Origin of the sequence: Ruegeria lacuscaerulensis (assembly GCF_013033355.1) — a bacterium.
In the GTDB taxonomy this organism is placed as follows: Bacteria; Pseudomonadota; Alphaproteobacteria; order Rhodobacterales; family Rhodobacteraceae; genus Ruegeria; species Ruegeria lacuscaerulensis_A.
In genome coordinates this window covers 17,868-43,080 of sequence record NZ_WQDY01000004.1, presented here as the reverse complement: position 1 = coordinate 43,080, position 25,213 = coordinate 17,868, and the positions used below count along the sequence as shown (strand labels likewise).

General features: G+C 57.9%; 21 protein-coding genes. 15 read left to right on the top strand and 6 right to left on the bottom strand.

Annotated features, from left to right (window positions below):
- The first annotated feature begins 65 nt into the window (after nucleotides 1-65).
- From GOW48_RS08900 to GOW48_RS08845, 12 genes are all read left to right on the top strand, one after another.
- Nucleotides 66-314: a DUF2484 family protein gene (locus GOW48_RS08900; protein WP_170753062.1), complete on the top strand. Its 249-nt coding sequence runs from the start codon at nucleotides 66-68 to the stop codon at nucleotides 312-314.
- Nucleotides 311-565, top strand: coding sequence for a DUF2484 family protein (locus GOW48_RS08895; RefSeq protein ID WP_170753060.1), 255 nt, complete (start codon nucleotides 311-313; stop codon nucleotides 563-565). The genes GOW48_RS08900 and GOW48_RS08895 overlap by 4 nt, the downstream gene beginning before the upstream one ends.
- A 45-nt stretch (nucleotides 566-610) precedes the next feature.
- Complete coding sequence (gene murB / locus GOW48_RS08890) at nucleotides 611-1,537, top strand: UDP-N-acetylmuramate dehydrogenase (RefSeq protein WP_170753059.1); 927 nt, start codon at nucleotides 611-613, stop codon at nucleotides 1,535-1,537.
- Between the two features lie 102 nt (nucleotides 1,538-1,639).
- On the top strand, nucleotides 1,640-2,563 hold the full coding sequence (locus GOW48_RS08885) for a D-alanine--D-alanine ligase (protein WP_170753057.1): 924 nt from the start codon (nucleotides 1,640-1,642) through the stop codon (nucleotides 2,561-2,563).
- Nucleotides 2,551-3,552, top strand: a complete 1,002-nt coding sequence (locus GOW48_RS08880; RefSeq protein ID WP_170753055.1) for a cell division protein FtsQ/DivIB — start codon at nucleotides 2,551-2,553, stop codon at nucleotides 3,550-3,552. The genes GOW48_RS08885 and GOW48_RS08880 overlap by 13 nt, the downstream gene beginning before the upstream one ends.
- An 8-nt stretch (nucleotides 3,553-3,560) precedes the next feature.
- Complete coding sequence (ftsA, locus tag GOW48_RS08875; RefSeq protein ID WP_170353121.1) at nucleotides 3,561-4,895, top strand: cell division protein FtsA; 1,335 nt, start codon at nucleotides 3,561-3,563, stop codon at nucleotides 4,893-4,895.
- Nucleotides 4,882-5,295, top strand: a complete 414-nt coding sequence (locus tag GOW48_RS08870) for a hypothetical protein (protein ID WP_331251781.1) — start codon at nucleotides 4,882-4,884, stop codon at nucleotides 5,293-5,295. The genes ftsA and GOW48_RS08870 overlap by 14 nt, the downstream gene beginning before the upstream one ends.
- A 350-nt stretch (nucleotides 5,296-5,645) precedes the next feature.
- Nucleotides 5,646-7,247 carry a cell division protein FtsZ gene (gene ftsZ / locus GOW48_RS08865; protein ID WP_170753053.1) on the top strand — a complete coding sequence of 534 codons (1,602 nt, stop codon included), beginning with the start codon at nucleotides 5,646-5,648 and terminating at the stop codon, nucleotides 7,245-7,247.
- Nucleotides 7,248-7,460: 213 nt separating this feature from the next.
- Nucleotides 7,461-8,381: a UDP-3-O-acyl-N-acetylglucosamine deacetylase gene (lpxC, locus tag GOW48_RS08860; protein WP_170753051.1), complete on the top strand. Its 921-nt coding sequence runs from the start codon at nucleotides 7,461-7,463 to the stop codon at nucleotides 8,379-8,381.
- A 127-nt stretch (nucleotides 8,382-8,508) separates the two neighbouring features.
- Nucleotides 8,509-9,351: an outer membrane protein assembly factor BamD gene (locus GOW48_RS08855; protein WP_170352564.1), complete on the top strand. Its 843-nt coding sequence runs from the start codon at nucleotides 8,509-8,511 to the stop codon at nucleotides 9,349-9,351.
- Nucleotides 9,352-9,386: 35 nt separating this feature from the next.
- Nucleotides 9,387-11,036, top strand: a complete 1,650-nt coding sequence (gene recN, locus GOW48_RS08850; protein ID WP_170753049.1) for a DNA repair protein RecN — start codon at nucleotides 9,387-9,389, stop codon at nucleotides 11,034-11,036.
- An 81-nt stretch (nucleotides 11,037-11,117) separates the two neighbouring features.
- Nucleotides 11,118-12,803, top strand: a complete 1,686-nt coding sequence (locus GOW48_RS08845) for a chloride channel protein (RefSeq protein WP_170753047.1) — start codon at nucleotides 11,118-11,120, stop codon at nucleotides 12,801-12,803.
- On the opposite strand, the gene GOW48_RS08840 is transcribed toward GOW48_RS08845, so the two are convergent.
- On the bottom strand, nucleotides 12,800-14,167 hold the full coding sequence (locus tag GOW48_RS08840; protein ID WP_170753045.1) for a DUF3179 domain-containing protein: 1,368 nt from the start codon (nucleotides 14,165-14,167) through the stop codon (nucleotides 12,800-12,802). The two genes, GOW48_RS08845 and GOW48_RS08840, sit on opposite strands and share 4 nt — an antisense overlap.
- A 222-nt stretch (nucleotides 14,168-14,389) precedes the next feature.
- Between GOW48_RS08840 and GOW48_RS08835 the strand changes: the two genes are divergently transcribed.
- Both GOW48_RS08835 and GOW48_RS08830 read left to right on the top strand, forming a co-directional pair.
- Nucleotides 14,390-16,027: a PQQ-dependent sugar dehydrogenase gene (locus GOW48_RS08835; RefSeq protein ID WP_170753043.1), complete on the top strand. Its 1,638-nt coding sequence runs from the start codon at nucleotides 14,390-14,392 to the stop codon at nucleotides 16,025-16,027.
- A gap of 615 nt (nucleotides 16,028-16,642) precedes the next feature.
- Nucleotides 16,643-17,968, top strand: a complete 1,326-nt coding sequence (locus tag GOW48_RS08830; protein WP_170352569.1) for a hypothetical protein — start codon at nucleotides 16,643-16,645, stop codon at nucleotides 17,966-17,968.
- A gap of 7 nt (nucleotides 17,969-17,975) precedes the next feature.
- Here GOW48_RS08830 and GOW48_RS08825 read toward each other — a convergent pair whose 3' ends face one another.
- The 5 genes from GOW48_RS08825 to cobS form a co-directional block, all read right to left on the bottom strand.
- On the bottom strand, nucleotides 17,976-18,317 hold the full coding sequence (locus GOW48_RS08825) for a DUF427 domain-containing protein (RefSeq protein ID WP_170753041.1): 342 nt from the start codon (nucleotides 18,315-18,317) through the stop codon (nucleotides 17,976-17,978).
- A gap of 65 nt (nucleotides 18,318-18,382) precedes the next feature.
- The gene (locus GOW48_RS08820; RefSeq protein WP_170753039.1) at nucleotides 18,383-20,164 is read right to left on the bottom strand and encodes an aminopeptidase P family protein; all 1,782 of its coding nucleotides are present in this window, start codon (nucleotides 20,162-20,164) and stop codon (nucleotides 18,383-18,385) included.
- Nucleotides 20,165-20,228: 64 nt separating this feature from the next.
- Complete coding sequence (cobT, locus tag GOW48_RS08815) at nucleotides 20,229-22,106, bottom strand: cobaltochelatase subunit CobT (RefSeq protein ID WP_170753037.1); 1,878 nt, start codon at nucleotides 22,104-22,106, stop codon at nucleotides 20,229-20,231.
- Nucleotides 22,107-22,198: 92 nt separating this feature from the next.
- Complete coding sequence (locus tag GOW48_RS08810; protein ID WP_170753034.1) at nucleotides 22,199-22,603, bottom strand: hypothetical protein; 405 nt, start codon at nucleotides 22,601-22,603, stop codon at nucleotides 22,199-22,201.
- Nucleotides 22,604-22,985: 382 nt separating this feature from the next.
- Nucleotides 22,986-23,969, bottom strand: a complete 984-nt coding sequence (gene cobS / locus GOW48_RS08805; protein ID WP_170352574.1) for a cobaltochelatase subunit CobS — start codon at nucleotides 23,967-23,969, stop codon at nucleotides 22,986-22,988.
- A 335-nt stretch (nucleotides 23,970-24,304) separates the two neighbouring features.
- On the opposite strand from cobS, the gene GOW48_RS08800 reads away from it, so the two are divergent.
- Nucleotides 24,305-25,210, top strand: coding sequence for a Hint domain-containing protein (locus tag GOW48_RS08800; RefSeq protein WP_170753032.1), 906 nt, complete (start codon nucleotides 24,305-24,307; stop codon nucleotides 25,208-25,210).
- The last annotated feature ends 3 nt before the right edge of the window (nucleotides 25,211-25,213 follow it).

The following is a 25,213-nucleotide window of genomic DNA, read 5'->3' as shown; positions in this document are numbered from 1 at the left end:
AACCAACTTGACGCTCGACTGATTTGAGCGTTTGCAGCCGCGAAACAACGTCCTCGGAGGGGCGCATGGTAAATTCAGTGGTGTTTGCGGGACTGTGGGTCATCGCCTCGACCATCGTGGCAATGCTGCCGATGCGTCTGCAATTTCCGCCCGGCGTGGTGCTGTTTGTCAGCGCCCCCGCGCTGATCGTCTGGTTGGGCCATGATTTCGGTTGGGTCGTTTCAGTGCTGGCTTTTGCAGGCTTCGCATCCATGTTCCGCAATCCGATCCGCCACTATTGGCATCGTTGGACCGGGCAGGAGGTTCAGGAATGAATTGGTCAATCGCTCTGGCTGCGTTGTGGGGGATCGCCGCGAATGTGCTGGCGATGATCCCCAGCAAAGACAACCACTGGACCCGCGCCTATGTCCTGATTGCGGTGGGGATTCCGATATTGGGCTATGTCACCTTGCAGAACGGCCCGTGGATCGGACTGTTGGTGCTGGCGATGGGTATGTCCGTGCTGCGCTGGCCGGTGATTTATCTGGGGCGCTGGTTGCGTCGGATGCTCGGTTCGGCTCAGTGACAGTTACGGCTTGCGCGGCGGAAGTAAATCCGCGAAGGAACCTGAATGACATCTCTTCCTGAACCCCGTGGCAAGCTGACCCAGAACCGAGCGTTGAACGACCTGACATGGCTTCGTGTCGGCGGTCCGGCGGATTATTTGTTCCAACCTGCGGATATTGACGATCTGAAGGCGTTTCTGCACGATCTGCCCGAAGATTTCGACGTGTTCCCCATGGGTGTCGGATCAAACCTGATTGTTCGTGATGGTGGCTTGCGCGCCGTGGTGATCCGGCTGGGGCGCGGGTTCAACGGGATCGAGGTCGCAGGCAACACCGTCACGGCGGGTGCGGCGGCGCTGGATGCGCATGTGGCGCGCAAAGCGGCAGATGCAGGTGTGGATCTTACGTTTTTGCGGACCATTCCGGGCTCGGTCGGTGGGGCGGTGCGGATGAACGCTGGCTGCTATGGCAACTACACGGCGGATGTGTTGCGCAAGGCCACCATTGTCACGCGCCAGGGGGAGGTCGTGGACCTGACACCGCAGGACCTTAACTTCCGCTATCGGCAGTCGGATTTGCCCGATGGGGCGGTGCTGATTTCGGCCACGTTCGAGGGGCCCGCGGGTGATCCACAAACGCTGCATGACCGGATGGCGGCGCAATTGCAAAAACGCGATGAGACCCAACCCACCAAAGACCGCAGCGCAGGTTCGACCTTTCGCAACCCGGCTGGGTTTTCCTCGACCGGACGGGCGGATGACGTGCACGATCTGAAGGCGTGGAAAGTGATCGACGATGCCGGAATGCGCGGGGCCACCAAAGGTGGCGCGCAGATGAGCGAGAAGCACTCGAATTTCCTGATCAACACTGGCGGTGCCACTGCCGCCGACCTCGAAGGTCTGGGCGAAGAGGTGCGAAAAAAGGTTTACGAAACAAGCGGCATCACGCTAGAGTGGGAAATCATGCGGGTCGGAGATCCGTTGAAAGAATAAAGCCCCAACCGTCAGACCAAAACAGGCAAATTCAGGCGACGGATCAAAGGCATAAACGCAGTACGGGCCACCACATAAGGCCCGGGGACATTGAGGCGCTAAGTGGGTAAGTCGAGCAGGACACACCCCAAAGTGGCGGTATTGATGGGCGGCCCCTCGGCGGAACGCGAGGTGTCACTCAGCAGCGGGCGCGAATGCGCAGCCGCCCTTAGGGGAGAAGGCTTTGAAGTGGTCGAACTGGACGCGGGTCCCGACCTTTCTGCGCGTCTTTTGGACATCAAGCCGGATGTGGTTTTCAACGCTCTGCATGGACGCTGGGGTGAAGATGGCTGTGTGCAGGGCCTGCTGGAGTGGATGCGCATTCCGTACACGCATTCCGGCGTGCTGGCCTCGGCGCTCGCGATGGACAAACAGCGCAGCAAAGAGGTGTTTTCCGCAGAAGGTTTGCCTGTTGTTCCCAGCGTGATCGTGCCCAAGCCCGATGTGTCCGCCGCACATGTGATGGATCCGCCCTATGTGGCCAAGCCCAACAACGAAGGGTCCAGCGTCGGGATCTATATCGTCCACGAAGGCTCGAACGGGCCACCGCAACTGTCCGACGACATGCCAGATTACGTGATGGTCGAGAAATACGTGGCCGGGCGCGAGTTGACCGTGACCGTGATGGGCGATCGCGCTCTGACCGTGACCGAGATCATGACGGATGGCGGATGGTATGACTATGATGCCAAATACAAGCCCGGCGGCTCGTGGCATGTGCTGCCTGCCGACATCCCGCAGGATATTTTCGACCGTTGCATGAATCATGCGCTGAAAGCCCATAACGCACTGGGCTGTCGCGGTGTGACCCGTACTGATTATCGTTGGGATGACAGCACGGGCGCAGATGGTCTGTTTCTGTTGGAGACCAATACCCAGCCCGGAATGACACCGACCTCATTGGTGCCCGAGCAAGCCGAACATTGCGGTATGACCTTTGGTCAGCTGTGTGCCTGGATGGTGGAGGACGCCTCATGCGACCGTTAAAAGCCACGCGCGCACCTGTCATTCATCGGTCCAAGCCATTGGAGGGTCCGGATGCCGATTTCGCTTCAGGCGAACGCCACGAAACAGAACCAAAACTGCGGTTAGGCGGCGTGAAACTGTTCGGGCGCAAATCGCAACGGTTCGACCCGGCTCCGTCTCGCCTCAGCTACCGACTACAGCGTTGGATGCTTACGCCGGGCATACGCCGCGGTCTGAAGTATGGGTTGCCCATCCTGGCCATTTGCGCGGCTACGGGGCTTTATTTTAGTGCAGAGGACCGGCGAGTGGCGGTTGTGGCTTATGTCAATGACATCAAGACCTCGATCCAGCAAAGACCGGAATTCATGGTTAACTTGATGGCCATTGATGGCGCTGGGCCGAATCTCTCCGAAGACATTCGCGAGGTTGTGCCACTGGATTTCCCGATCAGTTCCTGGGATCTGGACGCGGAACAAATCCGCGACACGATTACCGGTCTTGATCCTGTCAAATCTGCGACGGTTCGCATTCGCCCCGGGGGAATTCTTCAGGTTGATGTTGTTGAACGCCAACCCGTGGTGGTTTGGCGCACGCGCAGCGGAACCGAGTTGCTGGACGAAACCGGCGCGCATGTTGAGCGTGTCGCCTCCCGCAAGGACCACGCGACCCTGCCGCTTATTGCAGGAAAGGGCGCGGACGAACATGTCGCTGAGGCACTGCAACTGCTGACAACAGCGCGCAGCCTTGGGGCGCGTGTGCGGGGTCTTGTTCGAATTGGCGAACGCCGCTGGGATCTGGTTCTTGACCGAGGTCAGCGCATCATGCTGCCAACCGATCGGCCCGTGCGCGCACTGGAACGCGTCTTGGCGGTTAATGAGGTGCAGGACCTGTTGGAACGTGACGTGGCCGTTGTGGATATGCGGCTCGGACAACGTCCAACCATAAGAATGACCGAAGCTGCCAGCGAAGACTGGTGGAGTACAAAAACAGACGTGAGTAGCAGGCAGTAACGACCATGATGACCGATCTCTATCAGTCCCAACGGGCCATGCGGCAGATGCGCAGACAGGCGATGCAACGCGGTGTTGTTGCGATTCTGGATGTGGGAAGTTCCAAGATTTCCTGCTTGGTGCTGCGTTTCGACGGAACAGGGCGGTTAAGTGAGGACAACAGCATCGGGTCTCTGGCCGGTCAGACCGGGTTCCGGGTTATCGGCGCTGCGACCACACGTTCGCGCGGGGTGCAGTTTGGCGAAGTCACTGCGATGCAGGAAACCGAACGCGCCATCCGGACCGCTCTGCAAGCTGCGCAGAAGATGGCCGATATTCGGGTCGATCACGTGATCGCCTGCTTCTCGGGCGCGAACCCCCGGTCTTATGGGTTGGATGCGCAGGTCGATCTGGAAGGACAGGTGGTCAGCGAAGCCGAGGTCGGACGTGTGTTGAATGCCTGCGACGTGCCGGACTATGGCGCGGGTCGCGAGGTACTGCACGCACAGCCGGTGAACTTTGCGTTGGACAATCGCTCGGGCCTTATCGACCCTCGGGGGCAGATGGGTCAGACCCTTGCGGTCGATATGCACATGCTGACGGTTGATGCGGTCGCCATTCAGAATATCGTGCGCTGCATCAAGCGCTGTGATCTGGAATTGGCCGGGATCGCGAATTCGGCCTATGTCTCGGGCATTTCCGCACTTGTCGAGGATGAGCAGGAACTGGGCGCGGCCTGTATCGACATGGGTGGCGGAACGACAAGTGTGTCTATCTTTATGAAAAAACACATGATTTATGCCGATTGCGTACGCATGGGCGGCGATCATGTGACGTCGGATATCTCGATGGGGCTTGGCGTTCCTGCGAATGTGGCCGAACGCATCAAGACCTTCAACGGCGGCGTGCATGCTACCGGAGCGGATGATCGCGACCTGATCGACATCGGCGGCGATACCGGAGATTGGGAACATGACCGGCGCACCGTCAGCCGCGCCGAGTTGATCGGCATCATGCGTCCTCGTGTAGAAGAGATTTTGGAAGAGGTCCGCATTCGACTGGATGCTGCCGGGTTCGATCATCTGCCCAGCCAGCAGATCGTTCTGACCGGTGGAGGAAGCCAGATTATGGGTTTGGACGGTTTGGCGACTCGTATTCTGGGGCAGCGCGTTCGTCTTGGCCGGCCCCTGCGTGTTCACGGGTTGCCGCAATCGGCGACTGGTCCGGGATTTTCTTCGGTGGTGGGGCTCAGCTTGTTTGCGGCGCATCCGCAGGATGAATGGTGGGACTTCGAGATCCCTGTCGACACCTATGCTGCACGCCCGTTCAAGCGGGCTGTCCGTTGGTTCCGTGACAATTGGTAGGACACTGGTCGCGGCACTGTTTGTCGCGATTCCCGCCTCGGTTCAGGGTCAGACCCTGATCACGCCCGAGGCTTTTCTGGGGGCCGTTGTAGGCAAGACCGTCAAATTCTACGATTTCCATAACGGTGGCTTGGTTGGCACCGAAGAGTTCCTGAGCCCGAGTCTCTCGGTCTGGCGCATGGAGGGTAGGGGTTGCGTTTACGGAAAAATTACAACCCCCGATGGCCAGCTTTGTTTCCTGTACGACGACGATGCCGATGGGTTTCCCGTGTGCTGGTGGCCTTTCGTGCACAATGGTAGTTTCATGGTTCGCCTGGCGACATTGGCGAATACCGAAATCCAGATTGTGAGAGAGATTTCTGATGATGGGCTGAACTGTCCAAGTGCTCCTATTGGTTGAAGAATTCCCTTGCGGATGAACGTCGAATCCAGCAAGATATCCACAAGGCCCGACAGAGGCCAAGCGTGAGGACCCGAGCAGTTTTCCGCGCCTTGTAAAGACGAGAAATCCGTACGTGACATGCCCGTAATCTGCGGCGCGGCGGTCGCATCTGTTGTGCTGGATTGAATTCGTTCCGCAACATCTGGCAAACAATACGAAATACTGGCATGGAACGCCTTATTTCCTCCATATTTTGTGGATTCTGGCGATTTTTGGCGTGACGTTTGCGGTTTCGGTCGGTAGAATTGTGGCAGGATAGGTAAGAAAAACACCGCGTTGGCGGAGCATATAAACAGGCGGACAGAAGCATGACATTGAATCTTTCGATGCCCGGGCACGATGAATTGAAGCCTCGGATTACGGTATTTGGCGTAGGCGGGGCAGGCGGCAATGCCGTCAATAACATGATTGAAAAACAGTTGGATGGCGTGGATTTCGTGGTCGCCAACACCGACGCTCAGGCGTTGCAGCAGAGCCAGTCATCGGCTCGTGTGCAACTGGGCGTGAAAGTCACCGAAGGTTTGGGTGCCGGTGCGCGTCCGACCGTGGGTGCTGCAGCCGCCGAGGAAAGCATCGAGCAGATCGTGGATCATCTGGCTGGTGCGCATATGTGCTTCATCACCGCCGGTATGGGCGGTGGCACCGGAACGGGTGCGGCTCCGATTATCGCGCAAGCCGCGCGCGAATTGGGCGTGCTGACCGTGGGCGTTGTGACCAAGCCCTTCCAGTTTGAAGGCGCCAAGCGGATGCGTCAGGCTGAAGACGGCGTTGAATCGCTGCAAAAGGTCGTCGATACGCTGATCATTATCCCGAACCAGAACCTGTTCCGCTTGGCCAATGAAAAGACCACCTTCACCGAGGCGTTTTCGATGGCCGATGATGTTCTGTATCAAGGCGTTAAAGGCGTGACGGATCTGATGGTGCGTCCGGGCCTGATCAATCTCGACTTTGCGGATGTGCGCGCCGTGATGGACGAGATGGGCAAAGCCATGATGGGAACGGGCGAGGCTACCGGCGAGGATCGTGCGGTTCAGGCTGCCGAGAAGGCGATTGCCAACCCGCTGCTGGACGAAATCAGCCTGAAAGGTGCCAAGGGTGTCCTGATCAACATCACCGGTTCGCATGATCTGACCCTGTTCGAGTTGGACGAGGCGGCCAACCGTATCCGCGAAGAAGTCGACCCCGAGGCGAACATTATCGTTGGCTCGACCCTGGACACGGCTATGGAAGGCGGAATGCGGGTTTCGGTTGTTGCCACTGGCATTGACGCGACCGAGAAGTCCGAGGATGTGCCGGTTGCGCGTCGCTCGATGTCAGCCCCGCTGACGCGCACTGTGTCGGCAGAAGAGCCTGTGCAGGAAGACGCATATGTTTCCGCGCCCGAACCTGCAGAGGCCGAACCGGCTCGTGAGCCTTCGCTGTTCGAAGCGGCCGAAGAGCCTCAGTTCCAGCCGCGCGCCGAACAGGATGACGATGACCTGCCTCCTCCGGCTTATCAGCCGCGTGTAGCCGAATTCGAGCCGACGCCTGATCCGGTTGAAACTGCGACCGACAGCTATGTCGCGCCTCAACCGCAGCCAGCTGCTGGGACACCATCACCGGAAGCGCTGCAGCGTTTGCAGGCAGCGGTTCAGAATGTTCCATCGTCTGATCGTGGGTATGTGGCGCCGCGGCCTCAGCCAACGGCTTCGCCGGCACCCGCTGCTCAATCCGATGCGGATCGCCCTCGGTTCGGGTTTAACCGGTTGATCGACAGAATGACCGGCCACGCGGCCGATACGCCGGCACAGCCCCAGCGCCAACAGCCTGTGATGCGCCAATCTGACGCTACGGCGCCGGCGCATGATGAGGCAGACCCCGAGCAAGATCGGATTGAAATTCCGGCCTTCTTGCGGCGTCAAGCCAACTGATCGCGGTAACAAATTGATTAAGAAGGGTCGCTGTTTGGCGGCCCTTTTCCGTTTTAAAACAAATACGTAACCGGGTGTAAGCAGGCTTTTGCCGATCTGTTACATTCATGTTTCATTCGGTTACAAAGAGTGAGTTGAGCCTTTTGCCCGCGTTCCTTAACTGAGATGTCAACACGGCCAAATTAGGTCGGACACCACTCACCGAGGCCCAAATTGCAACATACGCTCAAATCTCCGATCACGTTTACCGGTGTCGGGCTGCATAGCGGCAAGCCTGCGAATATGGTGCTGAAACCGGCGGCAGCTGGCCATGGCATCTGGTTTAAACGTACGGATATTGAGCTGGGCAATGCACTGGTCCCTGCGATCTATGATGTGGTCGAGCGGACTCCGCTCTGCACCCGGCTGATCAACGATGCGGGCGCTTCGGTGTCGACGGTTGAACATATAATGGCTGCGCTGGCCGGATGTGGTGTCCACAACGCACTGATCGAGATTGATGGCCCCGAAGTTCCGATCATGGATGGATCGTCAATCGAATTTGTGCGCGGGATCATGGCCAAGGGCGTGCGCCGTCAGGCCAGCCCGGTTCTGGCCTACGAAGTATTAAAGCCTGTGACTGCCTCGCGGGAAGGAGCGAGCGCTTCGATTGCGCCTGCCGACGGTCTGATTATCGACTTCCACATTGATTTTGAGGACAGCGCCATCGGACGCCAGACTAAAACTCTGGACATGCGTAACGGCTCATTTGCGCGGGAACTCAGCGATTGCCGCACTTTCTGCCGCCGCACAGATGTTGAAGCGATGCGCGAAAACGGTTTGGCCCTTGGTGGAACACTGGAAAACGCGGTCGTCGTGCAAGGGAACGAAGTTCTGACACCCGGCGGGTTCCGTCATGCCGACGAAGCCGTGCGCCACAAAATGCTGGACGCACTAGGCGATCTGTATCTGGCCGGTGGTCCGATTCTCGGCCACTTTACCGGGGATAAGTCGGGACATGCGATGACGAACACTCTGCTGCGCAAGTTGTTTGAGACACCCGGAGCAGTTCGTCCGATCCTGTGCACGTCCGAACAGGCTGCCCGTCTGCCAGGGCAAGGGCTGGTTTGGAACGAAATTCCCGAAGTCGCTTGATTGGATCAACTCTGTCGACAATTCCGACAGTAGGTAGACTAAGGCGTTTTGCCCCGGAATTATATGTGCTAAACCAAGCCTCAAACCGGGGCGTGCCTCGACAAGCAAGACGACAAGGATAGGCGGAATGGGTGGCACCAAGGCGGCAGTCAGATTCGCGGGCGCGTTTCTTCTGACAGCAGTTTTGACAGCATGCGGAGGCCAGGGAGCTGACCGCAACCAGAATCTTGAGGGGTTCACTCCTGAACAGATATTCACGCGTGGCGAGTTCGAGCTGTCGCAGAATCGGCAGGACGACGCGGCTTGGTACTTCTCTGAAGTCGAGCGCTTGTACCCTTATTCCGATTGGGCCAAGCGAGCGCTGATCATGCAGGCGTTCTCGTATCATTCCGACAAGAATTATGAAGAAAGCCGTGCTGCGGCACAGCGGTTCATAGATTTTTATCCGGCGGATGAGGATGCAGCTTATGCCCAGTATCTTCTGGCGCTTAGCTATTATGACCAAATCGACGAGGTTGGACGCGATCAGGGGCTGACGTTCCAGGCGTTGCAATCGTTGCGGACCGTGATCGAAGTCTATCCTGACAGCGAATATGCAACTTCTGCCGTTCTGAAGTTCGATCTGGCCTTCGACCATCTGGCCGGCAAGGAGATGGAGATTGGGCGCTATTACTTGCGTCAGGATCACTACACTGCGGCGATCAACCGCTTCCGCGTCGTGGTTGAGGATTTTCAAACCACCTCGCACACCGCCGAAGCGCTCTATCGTCTGATCGAAGCGTATCTGTCGCTGGGTCTGGTGGATGAGGCACAGTCGGCAGGGGCAATTTTGGGATTCAATTACCAATCTTCCGAGTGGTATGACGCGGGCTACAAGTTACTGACGTCGCGCGGGCTTGACCTTAAGAGCCGTGGCAACAACTGGCTTAGCACAATTTACCGCCAGACCGTCAAAGGTGAGTGGTTGTAATCGTCATGGCCAAAGCTCCGGGACGCTAGGATCCGATGCTTCGCGCCCTTGATATCCGCGACATGCTGATCATCGACCGGCTGGAACTGACGTTCCAACCGGGTTTGAACGCGTTGACAGGCGAAACCGGCGCAGGCAAGTCGATCTTGTTGGATTCCCTGGGCTTTGTGCTGGGCTGGCGTGGACGGGCCGAACTGGTCCGTCAGGGGGCCGCGCAGGGCGAGGTGGTGGCCGAGTTCGAGCTGTCCGAAGATCACCCCGCCCATGCGATTCTGGCTGAGGCCGGGCTGCCGGGAGGCGAGGAACTGATCCTGCGTCGTGTCAATACCGCCGAGGGGCGCAAAACCGCGTGGGTCAATGACCGGCGCTGCTCGGGCGAGGTGTTGCGGGCGTTGTCCGAGACCCTGGTGGAGCTGCATGGCCAGCATGATGACCGGGGTTTGCTTAACCCGCGCGGGCATCGGGCGATGCTGGATGATTATGCCGGCGTTTCGGTTGATCTGGCTGCGGTACGCACCGCTTGGACTGATATGTCGCGGCTGCGCAAGGCGCTGGCTGAGACCGAAGCGGCGCTGGCCGCTATGCGCGCGGAAGAGGAATTCTTACGCCACGCTGTGGCTGAGCTGGACAAGCTGGACCCGCAACCGGGCGAGGATGCTGATCTGGACGCGCGCCGCCGCATGATGCAAGGGGCCGAGCGCATCCGTGATGACGTGGCCCGCGCGTTTGATCTGTTGGGCGGGAACGGGGCCGAAACGGCCATGTCCGATGCCGTGCGCTGGCTGGAGGGCGTGTCTGACAGCGCCGGCGGTCAGTTGGAGGAGCCGATCGCCGCCTTGGGCCGGGCTCTGATTGAGTTGGGCGAGGCGCAGGACGGTGTGAATGCTTGCCTGCAGGCGTTGGAGTTCAATCCGGCGGAGCTGGAACAGGCCGAAGAGCGCTTGTTTGCAATCCGCGCTCTGGCCCGCAAACATGACGTGGCCCCGGACGATCTAGGCGCCTTCGCTGATACGCTGCGCGACCGTCTGAACAAGCTGGACGCAGGCGATGCCGATCTGGCCGACCAGCGCGCAGCGGTTGCGGCTGCGCAGGATGCGTATGATCAGGCGGCAGCCGAACTTAGCACTGCACGCCAGCAGGCGGCAGGGCAGTTGGATGCGGCTGTGATGGCTGAACTGGCACCGCTCAAGATGGAACGCGCGGTGTTTCAGACCGAACTCACCGCCGCCGATCCGGGCCCCGAGGGCATTGACGCGGTGGCCTTCACGGTCGCCACCAACCCCGGCGCGCCGTCCGGGCCGCTGAACAAGATCGCCTCGGGTGGGGAACTCAGCCGGTTCCTGCTGGCGCTCAAGGTCTGTCTGACCGGCGATGACAGCGCCCGCACGATGATCTTTGATGAGATTGACCGCGGCGTCGGTGGCGCGACTGCGGATGCGGTGGGGCGGCGTCTGGCGTCTTTGGCACAGGGTGGGCAGGTGCTGGTCGTCACACACTCGCCGCAGGTCGCGGCCCGCGCGGCGCATCACTGGCGGGTGCAGAAACAAGTGACCGACGGGCTGACCCTGTCCACTGTCATCCCGCTGGCCGAACCGGACCGCGTGGATGAGATCGCGCGCATGGTCGCGGGCGACACGATCACGGATCAGGCCCGCGCCGCCGCCCGTGCCCTGTTGGACGCATAGCGCCTCACAGACGCGCGATCCGGCTTTTATCTGTGCCCTCCGTGGCTTAGTAAGGGATATGTTCTGATCCCCCGAGGGCACATGACCCAGTCAACCCGCACCGTTCTGCGCAACCAACTACATCAGGCTTTGGCCGCGATGAAGGATGGCTGGCGGGTAATGCGACGGCGGGGGCCAAGCCAGATCCAGTTCTGGTTCATCGCTCTGGCCATCGGCATCGCCGCAGGGTTCATGGCGCTGGGGTTCCGCAAGGGGATCCGGGCGCTGCAGGCGTGGGTCTATGACACCGAAGATATCCTGCTGCTGCATTCCCATGTCGAGAAACTGCCCTGGTTCATCGTGCTGATAACGCCGATCATCGGAGGTCTGATTGTGGGTATCATCCTACACAGGTTCACCGATGACGGGCGCGTGCGTTCGGTCGCGGATGTGATCGAAGGCGCGGCGCTGACTGATGGCCGGGTCGAAGGCAAGGCGGGGATCGCATCCTTGTTTGCCTCGCTGATCACGCTTAGCACTGGCGGGTCCACCGGGCGCGAGGGGCCGGTGGTGCATATGGCCGGGGTGATCTCGACCTGGGTGTCGAACCGTATCCACGCCGATGGGATAACGGGCCGCGACTTGTTGGGTTGCGCAGTGGCGGCGGCGGTTTCGGCCAGCTTTAACTCGCCCATAGCAGGCGCGCTGTTCGCGCTCGAGGTGGTGCTGCGCCATTTCGCGGTTCATGCATTTGCGCCGATCGTGATCGCCTCGGTTGCGGGAACAGTGATCAACCGGCTCGAGTATGGCGACGTGACCGAGTTTACCCTGGATACCCCCGGATCGTTGCAGTTCTATGTCGAGTTGCCGGCCTTTCTGATCCTTGGCCTGATCTGCGGCCTGGTGGCGCTATTGCTAATGCGTTCGATCTTCTTTGCCGAAGACATCGGCAATCACATCCAGACTCGCCTGTCCTTGCCGGGTTGGCTGCGCCCGGCCGTGTCTGGGGCGATGCTTGGTCTGATCGCCATCTGGTTTCCCCATATCATCGGTGTGGGCTACGAAACTACGATCCGTGCCCTGACCGGAGATTTGGTTCTATCGGCAGCCATCATGTTTGCTGTGATTAAGACCGTGGCTGTAGCGATCACCATGGGTGGGCGTATGGGGGGCGGGGTGTTTTCGCCGTCGCTGATGGTGGGGGCGCTGACTGGATTGGCCTTTGGCCTGATCGCCACTGGGTTGCTGCCGGATGTGTCGGGGACGCATACGCTGTATGCTTTCGCCGGAATGGGGGCGGTGGCCGCTGCCGTTCTGGGTGCACCGATCTCGACTACAATGATCGTTTTTGAGCTGACCGGAGACTGGCAGATCGGATTGGCCGTGATGGTCTCGGTCTCGATGTCGACCGCGCTTGCCTCGCGATTGGTGGACCGGTCGTTCTTTTTAACCCAGCTAGAGCGCCGTGATGTGCATCTCGCCGCCGGGCCGCAAGCGTATCTGCTGGCGATGCTGCGTGCTGGGACGGTGATGCGGCCCTTGGGGGAAGCCCGATCGATCAGCCGCGATGAGGCACAGGCGCTGATCGAGCAGGGCTTGTGTGTGCAGGCCAGCGCGACGCTTGAGGCCGCGATGCCTTATTTCGACCGCGAGGATATCCCTTGTATCCCGGTCGTAGTGATAGACGATGACGGGTGCGAAAACCCGGTCGGCGCACTTTATCACATAGATGCGCTTAAGGCTTATAACCGCGCGCTGGCGGCCACGGCCGCCGAAGAGCATTCCTAGCCGCGATAAACTGTTGCCGTGTCGCCCAGATAGTTGTCCCATGCGAACCAGTACGAGATATGCCCGGCCACGCGCGGCAATTCCGTACCGTCCGGTCCGATCAGTTTTTCCTCGGTCAGGCGCCATTTGCGACCCTGCTGATCAACCAGTCCGCCCTCTGACGCGGTAAAACGGTTTGATCCGCGCTCATAAGCGCGCACGGCGCGTTTGTCGGGATTACCGATCAGAACCAGCGGGCGGTTGGCAATCGCGTCGTTGATCACGCGCGTGTTGTTGAACGCATCCAGCGGCCAGGCCCGTGCCGCGCCGAACTGTCGGATTGCAAAGATATAATCCTTTTGCCGGTGCTGTGATTGATCCACCAGTGCCGGGAACATCAGCTCGGGCGACGCAAAATACTCGCGATAAACCACGCCCGAGCCATAATTCCGACGATGCCCGGTGTTCAGGGACAGGATTTTGGTATCGGGGTGCGACCCTTTCCAGCTTTCCCAAGTGGTGATCACCACGGGGCGCTGTTTCAGCTCGATCCCGCTATCGACCAGCGGGCCGACGACGGGTTTGCCGGTGTATTGGTTCCACAGCGAATGGGTCTCGCGATCGAACATCAGCTTGTTGGACCGATAGAGGAACCCCGACGAGCCAAAGACCAGCGGTTTGCTGCGCCCCGACACTTGCGTTTCAAACAAAATGCCCGATCCGCAGAGCGTGCAATAAGCCAACGCCAGAGGCACCCCACCGATTACATCGTTGAACATCTCGTGCCAGCCCATGATCCGCAACGGATAGGCGCGCGAGTCCCCGTTGATCGAGACGCCAAAGACCAGGTCATCGTTCTTCATGTAGTCCGCGCGCGCGGCCGGGATCAGCGTCGGATTGTCCAGCGAGGGGATGCCGTCCTTTTGAACACCGCCCCATGTGATCTCTTCCAGCCGGATCTTCATTTTGCCGGGTTGCAGGTATTCAGGGCGCAGGAAATCGTCAAAATTCGAGTCTATCCCTAACAGCACCTCGCGCTTGAACGGGATCAGCGATGGGTGCGGTACGATCTGTGGATTGCGTTCTTGCCAGATCATCCAGTCGAACCAATCCACACCGATATTCTCACCAGCCAGGGTTTGCATGACTTCCGTGATCTCATCACTGCGCCGACGTCCATAGCGCATCGCCGTCAGCAGCGCCGGAATGACATCTGGCTTTCCGCGTTTGACAAGAAACGCCATGCCCTCTTCGAATTCAGAACTGCTTCCGTAAAGTGTCGTGCGGATGGCATCCAGGACAGGATCGCTCTGAGCCCAAAGCGGGGCGGGCAGCATTGCAGCGGCCCCCAGAATTCCAGTGAAACTACGGCGAGTGATCGACATTGCGTCCTCCGGCTATGGTCACATGTATTTTGCACGGGATCGTACCAGAAATCATTCAACAGCCGCGTGAACTCATCGTGAGGGCTGCAAGGGTGCAACGCGAGCGATCTTGTTGTGCGCGGCACGGTCTGGTCGGGTTGATACCGGTTGTGTTTCAGGGTTCTATGTGGCCGAGCAGCGCCAGAATGCACGGCGAAAACAAAAACATTTTGAGGTCAGGGAATGAATTTTCTTAAATGGGTACTGGCGAGCCCGGTGATCGTACCCGTTACCCTAATAACACTTGTTGTTTCCGTCGTGCTTTTGATGCTTGAGGTGCATGAATTGCGCGGCCGCCCCGTGGCTGCGCCGCACTCCGCGCCTGTTGTTGCGCTGGATGGGGCCGCACAGATCGAGACAATCTTCACTGCCTTGAATATGCAAGAGACCGAAATCCCTGTCGAACGTGTCGGTAGCGGCGGCGCGTTGGCCAGCTTGGGCAACGATCTCATCGTTATGACCCACGAGGGAGGTTTTTTTGAAGCGGGCGGAGCCGAGGCCAAACAACTGCAAATTGCCCCACCCCCGAACGGTTGGAGCGCAATGTTGGCGTTTGCTGAGGCGAACCCCGACTATGAATTCGCGCATTTCTTTTTTCGATACAATGATGTGGATGTTGTAGACGATCAACTGATCGTTTCTTTCACAGAATGGGTCGAGGGCGAGAACTGTTATCGCACGGCAATCTCGACCGCGCCATTGCAAGGCGCGTCTGCTGAAACTGCCGTAATCAAAGCCGAAGACTGGACGGTGCTGTTCGGGACAGAACCCTGCCTTGCGCCCAACCCCGAAGGTCGCGCGATTCAGGGCCACATGGCGGGCGGACGGTTTCGTGTAGACGCGAATGGCACATTGTACTTGGCTGCAGGTGACTATGCGCAAGACGGAATTTATGCTCCGGTGCCATTGTCGCAAATCCCGGACCAGATGTACGGCAAGGTGATCGCAGTGGATTTGGCCACCGGCGATAGCCGTGTTGTCAGTCAGGGTCATTCGAACATGCAGGGAATAGCGCTGGACCAGGACGGTAAAATGTGGACGGTCGAACATGGCCGGCGCGGAGGGGATGAGCTGAACCTTATCCGCGAAGGCGAGGACTATGGTTGGCCACAAGTCTCGCTTGGAACGAGGTACAACAAACTGCCGTTACCCGATACGCTGGACTATGGTCGCCATCCCGACTTCCAGCTGCCGGCGTATTCCTGGCTGCCCTCGGTGGCTGTTAGTTCATTGATGTACGTTGATGACTTTCATCCTGCCTGGGATGGGGATTTGATTGCCGGATCGCTGGCCGGGAACAGCCTGTTTCGAATTCGTACCAACGGAGAGAGCATTCTGTTCGCAGAACGTATCCCATTGGGGCTGCGGATTCGATATGTCCATCAACACGGCGACGAGCTCGCATTGTGGACAGATCAGCGAAAAGTGGTTCGTTTGACAGTTGGCGAGTTCGATCCCAGCTTTCAGTTTGCGGTTTCAAAGATCACTGATCTGGAACTGCCGGAACGTAAGGCAAATGCCGTCGAAACGGCTTTGGATGGCTGTGCGGAGTGTCATGGATTCGGCGTGCTACCCAGCACCAGTGCCCCGTCTTTGGGCGAAGTCTTCGGTCGTCAGATCGCGGGCCTGACCGATTTCGACTACTCGCAGTCATTGTCTGAAGTGGGTGGTAAGTGGACCCGGGACCAGCTTGTTGCATTCCTTGATAATCCGCAATCCATCGCTGCCGAAACGTCGATGCCTGATCCGTCTCTGGACGACCCCGAAGTGGTAAATGCTATCGTGGATATCCTTGTCTCGCTGAGGGAGCAGGCCGAGTGACTTGATACTCTCGCATTTTGGTTTCAACCGCTGACTGTCGCACCCTGGCCATGGTTACAGAACGCCATGGCCCAGTGTTTTCATTGATTGCCCGGAGAAAATCGGCGTTTCACGGGCTGAAACACACTTTGGCTCAACTTTTCTTGATCTGGCTGTTAACTTTCGGTTAATATTAACCAAGAGCATTCTATTCGAGTTCCGCGCTGACCACCTATTGCAACCCTTATTTTGTGCATGGCGTAAGGCTACTCGGCTTTCATATTTTTGAACGACCAAACGAATAACGAACTGTTTTAGCACCAGAACTCATGTGAATGGGAGTGGTTGGTAATGTATTTAAAGAGTTTCGTTCAGCGTCTCTGGCTAGGTTCGAGGTGCGCGGGTTGCGCGCTGCCAGTGCTGGGGTCTGACGCAGATTTGCATGTTGCCAGAAAAGAGTTGGCACCATGACCTTCGCTGAGACTACAACCTCGATGGGCGAGTATCCGCCCTTGGTCCGAATTGCGCTACGCCTGCCTGTCATGGTGAGCCGGTCTATAGAAACGTTTTCAAGTTCTGACCATCTCTTAAATAGCGATGTGCAACGTGCGGCTGTGCTGGAGACGGGGCTGAGTCATGCAAAGCGTTGATATTGCATTAGTCGGAGCAGGGCCCGCGGCATACGCAGCGCTTACAGCTATGCGGGGCTTCTCTGGGTCTGTGGCCGTCGTGACGGGGGCCACCTCCAAGCCTTCTCAGGGTGGGCCGGTCAAGATTGTCTCGGTTGCGTATGAAAGACAACAGCCCGCGTGTCTGGCCGACCGCACCGAAGTATCAGGAGACGCACCGCCGATGTTTGCTGCCGCCGAAGTCGGTGGGCTGGCCAACTACTGGGGTAAACAGCTTCAGGTTTACGACTGCGATGACCCTTGGGGAAGGGGACAGTTTCTGGAAACATGGTGGGACTATTGTGCCGCGTGCGAAGCTGTGCAGCGCGATCTGAAAGTGGTCGGCGGTGCCCGGCACGAGCTTTTAGAGAACGGACTGGAAAAAAGTGTCCCACGTTTGCTGACCGGAACTTCTGAAACTCCCAATGCCGGGCTTCGGACCATGGCCCGCGCAGTCGAGGCGCGCCTCAAAGAGATGCCGAATGTCTCGGTCCGAGCGGGGCGTGTTAGCCGGATCTTGTCGGGACAGGGGATGGTACGCTTGGACCTGGATGATGGAACTCAACTGCGTGCGCGGCACGTGTTTCTAGCTTCGGGAGTTTTAGGTACAGCGAACTTGCTAGCGCGCAGCCTCCCACAAGCATCGCAGATCGGCTTTCGCGATCATGCCCCGTACATCATGAATTGCCTTTGGTTAAGCCGTGCTTTGGGATCGCCGCGCGCTTATGCTGAGGCAGGACATTTTAATGCCCTGACGCTGAAACATAAGGTAGGTGGGCGGTGCGATCTTTTCGCCTCTGTCTATGCCGTCTCACAGGCTCCGATCAGCTTGATAACTGCCACATTTGGTTTGGGCCCCCACTTGCGCGGGCGTCGTATCGGGCGACTTGTAGACTTTGTGCAGCCCATTCGAATCTGGACGCCGACAACTATGGTGCAGCTCAGGCATTTGCCGCGCGAGGGCCGTATCAAAGCAAATAAAGTGCCGGACGCGGGTCAGGACGTTGGCCTGCGCAATTTGTTGGACTGGTTAGCATCGCATGGAGTGCGGCACACACTGGGCGTCACCGCCCCAGGTCAGGGCTTTCATTATCACAAACTTACAGTCGGGGATCGAGATGAGCCTGTAGATCAGGTCGTCGAGTCGGCTTTCGATGGTCGAGTCCGCGTGATTGATGCCTCTTGCCTTCAAGAAATTGGCTGCCCGCCGCACACATTGACAGCGATGGCGCAGGCTTACGGTCGGGTAAGTCAAGATCTGGCGATGGTCGACTTGATGAAAGAGGCGATGTGAGTCCAGCTCAGATTTGTTCAACTTTGACTGAATCGAGCCGATAAAACGCGATATGGCCTTTGATATCGGCGACTTCGGGGATCGGGCTTTCATAGCTCCACGCCGCGTTTTCAGTCACAGAAGATTTATTGACGATCGAGAAGTGCGCGGCGTTACCCTTATGGGGGCAATGCGTGACTTTGTCGGTCTGGTCCAGAAACGCCATCGCAATATCACTGCGGGGGAAATAGATCACCGGGTCCAGATCACCTTCAAGCAGTTCAAGCGCATTTGTGCTTTCGCCCAAAATGGCGCCACCGGAACGGACGCTCCATTTACCCGGTGCTTTGCGAATAGTGATCTTGGTCATCTTACCTCCTTAACCCTTACTGATGTCGGGCTTTTCCTCTGCCTCCGGAATGTAACAGCTGGGTGTCAGATCGGAGCGGTTGCGGCATCCAACCACACTTGCGCGTCCGCGCCCAGCCTTGGTCGTATTTTTTCCGCAACGTCGCGGTGATACGCATTCAGCCAATCACGTTGAGCGTGGGTCAGCATATCGGGAACAATCAATCGACGGTCAATTGGAACGTAGGTCAAAGTGCGCCAGTTCAGCATTGCGCGTTCGGCATCGCCCCCGGGCAAGGTAGGGGCCTGCTGCACCACGACCAGGTTTTCGATGCGGATTCCAAAAGCACCTTCACGGTAATAGCCAGGCTCGTTCGAAAGGATCATACCGGGTTGAAGGGGGACATGGCTGACCTTCGACAGACGCTGAGGGCCTTCGTGCACGCTCAGATACACGCCGACGCCGTGACCAACGCCATGGTTGAAATCCTGCCCTGCCGCCCACAGGGGAGCCCGAGCCACGCCTTCGATATCGCGCCCAGCCAAGCCCACGGGCCAACGCAGCATCGACATGTCGATCATACCCTTTAGGACACGGGTGAAACAGGCTTTTTCTTCGTCACCTACCTCACCAATAGCGATTGTACGGGTGATATCTGTGGTGCCATCAAGGTATTGACCACCGCTGTCGAGAACCAGAATGTGCCCGTCTTCCAGAAGGCTGTCGGTCTCTTCGGTGACGCGGTAATGCATGATAGCGCCGTTAGGACCGGTGCCTGCGATTGTATCAAACGAGATGTCCTGCAGCGCGCTGTCCTTGCGCCGGTTCTCTTCCAACTTTGTGACAACCTGCGTTTCAGTGACACTGCCGGGGTTTTGGTCATCCAGCCAGCAAAGCGTCTCGATCACCGCCACTGCGTCGCGCAGGTGTGCCTCGGCGCTGCCTTCGATTTCGGCAGGGTTTTTGCAGGCTTTCGGCAGGGCGCAAGGGTCGCCGGCATCGACGATCTTGTCCTGCAAAACGTCAGCTACGACTTGGGGCAGGGTTCCAAGATCAACCTGAATTGCCCCCTGTAACGCGGCAACAGCATCAAGGAACGTTTCAGGCGCGTGAACGCGAACTTGATCACCTAACGACACGCCCAGCTTTTCTTGTGCCATGAACAAGTCAACCTTGGCATCCGAATGCAAAATGGCAAAACCGTGCGCCACTGGGTTGTACCCGATATCCGAGCCCCGAATGTTCAACAGCCACATGATCGAGTCCGGCAAGGTGATCACGGCAGCCGAGTTGCCAGCAGCAGTCAAAGCCTCGGCCAGACGGTCGATTTTGCTGGCGGCGCTTTCACCGGCGAATTCCAGAGGGTGCGCTTTAACCGGGTTCATCGGTGGGGCAGGTTGATCGGGCCATATGCGGTCAACCAGATTGGGGCTGCGAACAAGGTCTATACCGCTGCCTGCGAGGTCTTTGCGTGCGTTGGTGATCTGGCCAGTAGCGTGCAACCAGGGATCAAAACCGACCTTGCCGCCATCGGGCAGATTGTCCTTCAACCACGCGCCCAAACTGACCTCGGGCCACGGCACAGGGGTAAAGTCCAGGGCGACCTGAGCCTTGACCTGCGTTCGATATCGCCCGTCGACAAACACACCGACTACGTCAGGCAACACGGCACAAAAACCTGCCGACCCGGTAAAGCCTGTTAGCCAAGACAAACGTTCGTCCCGCGGGGCGACATATTCGCCCTGATGCGCGTCTGAGCGCGGAATAAGAAACCCGTCCAATCCAGCCTGCGCCATCTCGGTGCGCAAAGCGGCCAACCGGGGCGGCCCCTGTTCGGGGCGCGCGGTTACGGCAAAGGATTGGAACATTTATTACCTCATCACTTCAGGGCTGCGCCCTTCTATTTATGACAACGATAGGCCAAAGCCGCGTTCAACCGACCTTGCGCATACCCATGACACGGGCGCGCGCCCTTGGGTCATTGTCGAACAGGGCGGCAAGCTGTTCGGTCATTGCACCGGCAAGCTGCTCGACATCGGTAATCGTGACGGCGCGGTCGTAATACCGCGTCACGTCATGGCCGATCCCGATGGCCAGCAGCTCGACCATATTGCGCTTTTCCACCATGGCGATGACGTCGCGCAGGTGCTTTTCCAGATAGTTCGCTGGGTTCACGCTGAGCGTTGAATCATCAACCGGCGCCCCGTCCGAGATCACCATCAGAATCTTGCGCTGTTCGCGCCGCATCATCATCCGGCGATGGGCCCATTCCAGTGCCTCACCGTCGATGTTTTCCTTCAGTAGGCCTTCTTTCATCATCAGGCCCAGATTTGGGCGTGCCCGCCGCCAGGGCGCATCGGCCCCCTTGTAGATGATGTGGCGCAGATCGTTCAAACGCCCCGGCTGCTGCGGGCGGCCGTCGTTCAACCACGCCTCGCGTGCCTGCCCACCCTTCCAAGCACGGGTGGTAAAGCCCAGAATCTCGACCTTGACGTTGCAGCGTTCCAGCGTCCGCGCCAGAACATCGGCACAGATCGCAGCGATTGAGATTGGACGCCCGCGCATCGAGCCGGAATTATCCAGCAGCAACGTCACCACAGTGTCTCGGAACTCGGTATCCTTTTCCATCTTGAAGCTCAGCGGCGTGGTCGGATTCGCCACCACGCGGGCCAAACGACTGGCGTCTAGAATTCCTTCTTCCAGATCGAATTCCCAACTGCGGTTTTGCTGTGCCTGAAGACGGCGCTGCAGTTTATTGGCCAAGCGGCTCACAGCGCCTTTCAGCGGCTCCAACTGCTGGTCCAGATAGGCCCGCAGGCGTTCCAGTTCGGCCGGTTCAGCCAGGTCTTCGGCTGCGATTTCTTCATCATGCGTGTTCAGATACACTTTGTAATCGGGATCCGCATCCGAGGCAGGTGGCGGGGCCGGTGGTTCAAGCGGAGCCTCACCTTCCGGCATTTCGGCTTCGTCGCCCATCTCGTCATCGGCCATCTCGTCCATCGAGACCTGAGCCTGAGACTGGTCCTGCTGTTCTTCCTGCGACTGTTCAGGCGTGGCGTCGGCGTCCTGCTCTTGCTGGTCGTCGTCGCCTGTGCTGTCCGGATCGGGTTGCTCTTCGGCGTCTTCTTCGGCCTGATCTTCCTGCTCGTCGTCCAGCTCGTCGGGGTCGTCACCCAGCTGGTCGCCATATCCCAGATCCTTGATCACCTGCCGCGAAAATTTGGCAAATTCAGCCTGGTCCGAAAGGATATCGTTGAGGTTTTCCAGCGATCCCCCTGCCTGTTCCTCGATAAAACCACGCCACAGATTCATGATGTTGGCGGCGGCGGGGGGTAGGTCACGACCGGTCGCCAAGTGGCGGATCAGATATCCGGCGGCAACAGACAGAGGCGCGTCTGCGGGTTGTTTACACTGGTCATAACCGCGGCGTATCGCTTCGTGGCTGATCTTGACGTCGATGTTGCTGGCCGTGCCCGGCATGTCCCGCGCGCCCATCGCCTCGCAGCGGGCGGTCTCCATCGCTTCGTACAGGTCCCGCGCCATATCCCCCGGAGGCGCATAGCGCGCATGCGTCGCGTCATCGTGGTATCGGCGTTGCAGAGCCAGAGCATCTGCTGTTCCGCGCGCCAGCAAAACCTCTTCTCGTGTCATTCGGCGGCTGACCTGGGGCAAACGCATCGACTCGCCCGACATGCCTGACGGATCAACGGTGTACGAGACGTTCAGCTCGGGGTCGTCGGCCATGACCCGCGTGGCCTCGGCCAGGGCTTTCTTGAACGGATCAGCGGGGTTGTCGTTTGGTTTGCTCATCGGCGGCGGGTCCGGTCTTGTTCTGCCCCGGCAACCTAGAGCCATTCCGGGGGCTTGACCATAGGGGCGATCCGCTTTTCAACATCGCGATCCTAAAGCAATACGGCCCGGCACTCCGAGATTCTGCGCGCCAACTGCTGTTCGGCCCCTTCGGCGATGCGCGCGTCGAAGCTATAGTCCATATCGGCCAGCAGGTAGGCGACTTCAACCCAGCCGCGCACACGCCACCGTTTTGGCTGGTGTTCTTCGATACCCTCGGACAGCGCCCACGGCAGAACCGCTTCCAGCATTTGGTCGAACTGTTGCTGCAGATTTGCGGCAGGCGCATCTTCGTCCCCGATGCGGGCCCGTTGGCGGGCCGCTAGCGCTTCTAACCGGCCAGAGCAGACAGCAAACAGTTCAGCCCTGTCAGACGTTGTTGTCGGCAATGCGGTAACAGGAGAGGCGAATGCCCAGACAGTTGTTGTTGCAATAAGAGGTGTTTTCCAATGTACCATGCATTGGATATGATATAGATGTAATTTGTATAATCAAGGTATATACAAATCACGGTTTCGCCAGTGACCCATCCGCCACAATCGATGCTCATTGATTGCTTTTGGTACAGCATTTATTGCGCAGGTTACTTACCTTTTAGTCATTGGTGTCCTCGGCGCGTTTTGCGGCCGGTTGATTGCTGCAAGTCTCAGCTGAGTTTGGCAAGTTCGGTCCTGAACCGCGCCGGGTGATGCCTGCGAAAAGGCAGTAAGGACAGGTTTGGGCATTTCCAAACAACACTTGCGGCATCATATCGACCATTTTGGTGGGCGGCAGAAACACGACGGCCAGCCTGAGAATTCAGGCTGGCCGTATCTGAATCGTTTGTTCTTTTTTGGGGTGTTAGCCCAAGCTCGCGCTTGCCGCGCTCTCTGGAAGTTCCTCATCAAAGCAGCGCTGATAGAACTCGGCCACGGTCTGGCGTTCCAATTCATCGCATTTGTTCAGGAAGGACAGGCGGAACGCGTAACCAACATCACGGAAAATCTCGGCGTTCTGGGCCCAGTTGATCACTGTTCGGGGGCTCATCACCGTGGACAGGTCGCCGTTCATGAAGGCGGTTCGGGTCAGGTCGGCGACGCTGACCATCTGGCTGACGATCTTGCGACCTTCAGCCGTGTTGTAATGCGGGGCCTTGGACAGAACAATCATCGTCTCGGCGTCATGGCTGAGGTAGTTCAGCGTCGCGACCAGCGACCAGCGGTCCATCTGAGCTTGGTTGATCTGTTGCGTACCGTGGTAAAGGCCCGTCGTATCCCCAAGGCCAACGGTGTTGGCAGTGGCGAACATGCGGAAATACCGGTGAGGTGTCAGAATCTCGTTCTGGTCCAACAGGGTAAGGCTACCGTTGGCTTCCAGTACGCGCTGCAGCACGAACATCACATCTGCACGGCCGGCGTCATATTCGTCAAACACGATCGCGACCGGGTTGCGCAGGGCCCAAGGCAAAATGCCTTCACTGAATTCGGTGATCTGCACGCCATCACGCAGTTTGATCGCATCCTTACCGATCAGATCGATCCGGCTAATATGGCTGTCGAGGTTGACCCGCACCGCAGGCCAGTTCAGACGCGCGGCGACCTGTTCGATATGGGTCGACTTACCCGTGCCGTGATACCCTTGGATCATCACGCGACGGTTGTGGGTAAAGCCCGCCAGAATTGCGAGGGTCGTCTCAGGGTCAAACTTGTAGGTCTGATCAATCTCGGGGACCCGTTCGGTCACTTCATAAAAGCGTTTGACCTGCATGTCGGTGTCGATGCCGAACACGTCGCGAACCGAAATCTCTTCTGAGGGATGTGCATTTGCGTCAATCGGCCAATCCATGCCTGTCGTCCTTATTCCTGGTACCGCAGCCTCGTGCGGGTTTTCGAACCTGTGTTTGGTGCAACATATTGCGGGCAAGGGCAAGGGAAAGAGGTACGAGTTTGAGCTGAGGCGGATGTTTCTTTGAAACTGGCCTTATTGATATGAAACGAAGTCACACTCAGTCTTTTTCTGCCCAGAACTCAATCCTCGAGCTGCTAAAATATGACTGCAAATCTTGGGCCAATGATTTCCTTTCAATGCTTACATTGCAATAGAATTATGTGATGGTTTAATATCACTAAAAGCCTGCACACAATGAGTTCCCAGTTTAACGTTTCCCGTTTGAGGTTCAAATGGCACTGACAATTTTAGGCCCGACTTCGCTTTCGATTCCCAGTGGGTCGACCTCTGTCGCTCAGCAATACATAGCAACTAAAGCCGGAGCTTCATGGACTGTTGTCGTTTCGGGGACCGGCGGATTAGACGAGTCCGATTACACGGTTTCGATTTCATCAAGCGGACTTTTGACCGTCGAGTTAACTCCGGGAACCTATATTCCGCCAAACACTCAACTTACTCTCGAAATATTTGCCTCCACGGGGCCCGGTAACGGCAATAACGATTCCCTTATCGTGACGGTCTCGCTTCCAGAGGGGACAGTGCCTTGTTTCGTTAAGGGTACTTTGATCGAAACCGAAACGGGCCGCTGCCTCGTGGAAGAACTGTCCGTTGGGGATAAGGTGCGCGTTGCTAGCGGCGAATTGCTACCCATTGAATGGATCGGTGAAAAGACAATAAGCGTCGAAGAATTGAATAGGGCTCCTCGCTTGCGTCCTGTTTGCATTAAAAAAGGAGCGATGGGAAAAGGTTTGCCTGATCAAGATTTGTATGTGTCGCCGCAACACAGAATTGTTCTGGAAGGATGGCGTGCAGAATTCTTGTTTGGTGAGCCCAAGGTTTTCGTCGCAGCTATTCATTTGGTGAACGACAAAACCATTCGCCAGGTGAACGCATGCGAACCCGTAACCTATTTCCACATTGCATGTCATCGGCACGCGATACTGATGTCGAATGGTTTGCCGACCGAAAGTTTATTTCTGGGAGATATGGCGCTGCAGTCTTTTGGCCGTGAAGACGTGGAAGAGCTCTGTATGATTTTCCCCGAAATACGTAATTCCGCAACCGCGAAGGAACAAACGCGGCTGCGTTGCCTCAAGCGACCAGAAGCAGTGGCTCTACGCAATATGTTCGTGCATTAATTC

Excerpts from the sequence above, each read along its gene's own strand:
- GOW48_RS08810 (WP_170753034.1), bottom strand. The coding sequence starts at position 22,603 with ATGGTACATTGGAAAACACCTCTTATTGCAACAACAACTGTCTGGGCA.
- GOW48_RS08845 (WP_170753047.1), top strand. The coding sequence starts at position 11,118 with ATGACCCAGTCAACCCGCACCGTTCTGCGCAACCAACTACATCAGGCT.
- GOW48_RS08895 (WP_170753060.1), top strand. The coding sequence starts at position 311 with ATGAATTGGTCAATCGCTCTGGCTGCGTTGTGGGGGATCGCCGCGAAT.
- murB (WP_170753059.1), top strand. The coding sequence starts at position 611 with ATGACATCTCTTCCTGAACCCCGTGGCAAGCTGACCCAGAACCGAGCG.
- GOW48_RS08820 (WP_170753039.1), bottom strand. The coding sequence starts at position 20,164 with ATGTTCCAATCCTTTGCCGTAACCGCGCGCCCCGAACAGGGGCCGCCC.
- GOW48_RS08835 (WP_170753043.1), top strand. The coding sequence starts at position 14,390 with ATGAATTTTCTTAAATGGGTACTGGCGAGCCCGGTGATCGTACCCGTT.
- GOW48_RS08840 (WP_170753045.1), bottom strand. The coding sequence starts at position 14,167 with ATGTCGATCACTCGCCGTAGTTTCACTGGAATTCTGGGGGCCGCTGCA.
- ftsA (WP_170353121.1), top strand. The coding sequence starts at position 3,561 with ATGACCGATCTCTATCAGTCCCAACGGGCCATGCGGCAGATGCGCAGA.
- cobS (WP_170352574.1), bottom strand. The coding sequence starts at position 23,969 with ATGGATTGGCCGATTGACGCAAATGCACATCCCTCAGAAGAGATTTCG.
- GOW48_RS08825 (WP_170753041.1), bottom strand. The coding sequence starts at position 18,317 with ATGACCAAGATCACTATTCGCAAAGCACCGGGTAAATGGAGCGTCCGT.
- GOW48_RS08900 (WP_170753062.1), top strand. The coding sequence starts at position 66 with ATGGTAAATTCAGTGGTGTTTGCGGGACTGTGGGTCATCGCCTCGACC.
- ftsZ (WP_170753053.1), top strand. The coding sequence starts at position 5,646 with ATGACATTGAATCTTTCGATGCCCGGGCACGATGAATTGAAGCCTCGG.
- GOW48_RS08800 (WP_170753032.1), top strand. The coding sequence starts at position 24,305 with ATGGCACTGACAATTTTAGGCCCGACTTCGCTTTCGATTCCCAGTGGG.
- GOW48_RS08880 (WP_170753055.1), top strand. The coding sequence starts at position 2,551 with ATGCGACCGTTAAAAGCCACGCGCGCACCTGTCATTCATCGGTCCAAG.
- GOW48_RS08830 (WP_170352569.1), top strand. The coding sequence starts at position 16,643 with ATGCAAAGCGTTGATATTGCATTAGTCGGAGCAGGGCCCGCGGCATAC.
- recN (WP_170753049.1), top strand. The coding sequence starts at position 9,387 with ATGCTTCGCGCCCTTGATATCCGCGACATGCTGATCATCGACCGGCTG.
- GOW48_RS08855 (WP_170352564.1), top strand. The coding sequence starts at position 8,509 with ATGGGTGGCACCAAGGCGGCAGTCAGATTCGCGGGCGCGTTTCTTCTG.
- cobT (WP_170753037.1), bottom strand. The coding sequence starts at position 22,106 with ATGAGCAAACCAAACGACAACCCCGCTGATCCGTTCAAGAAAGCCCTG.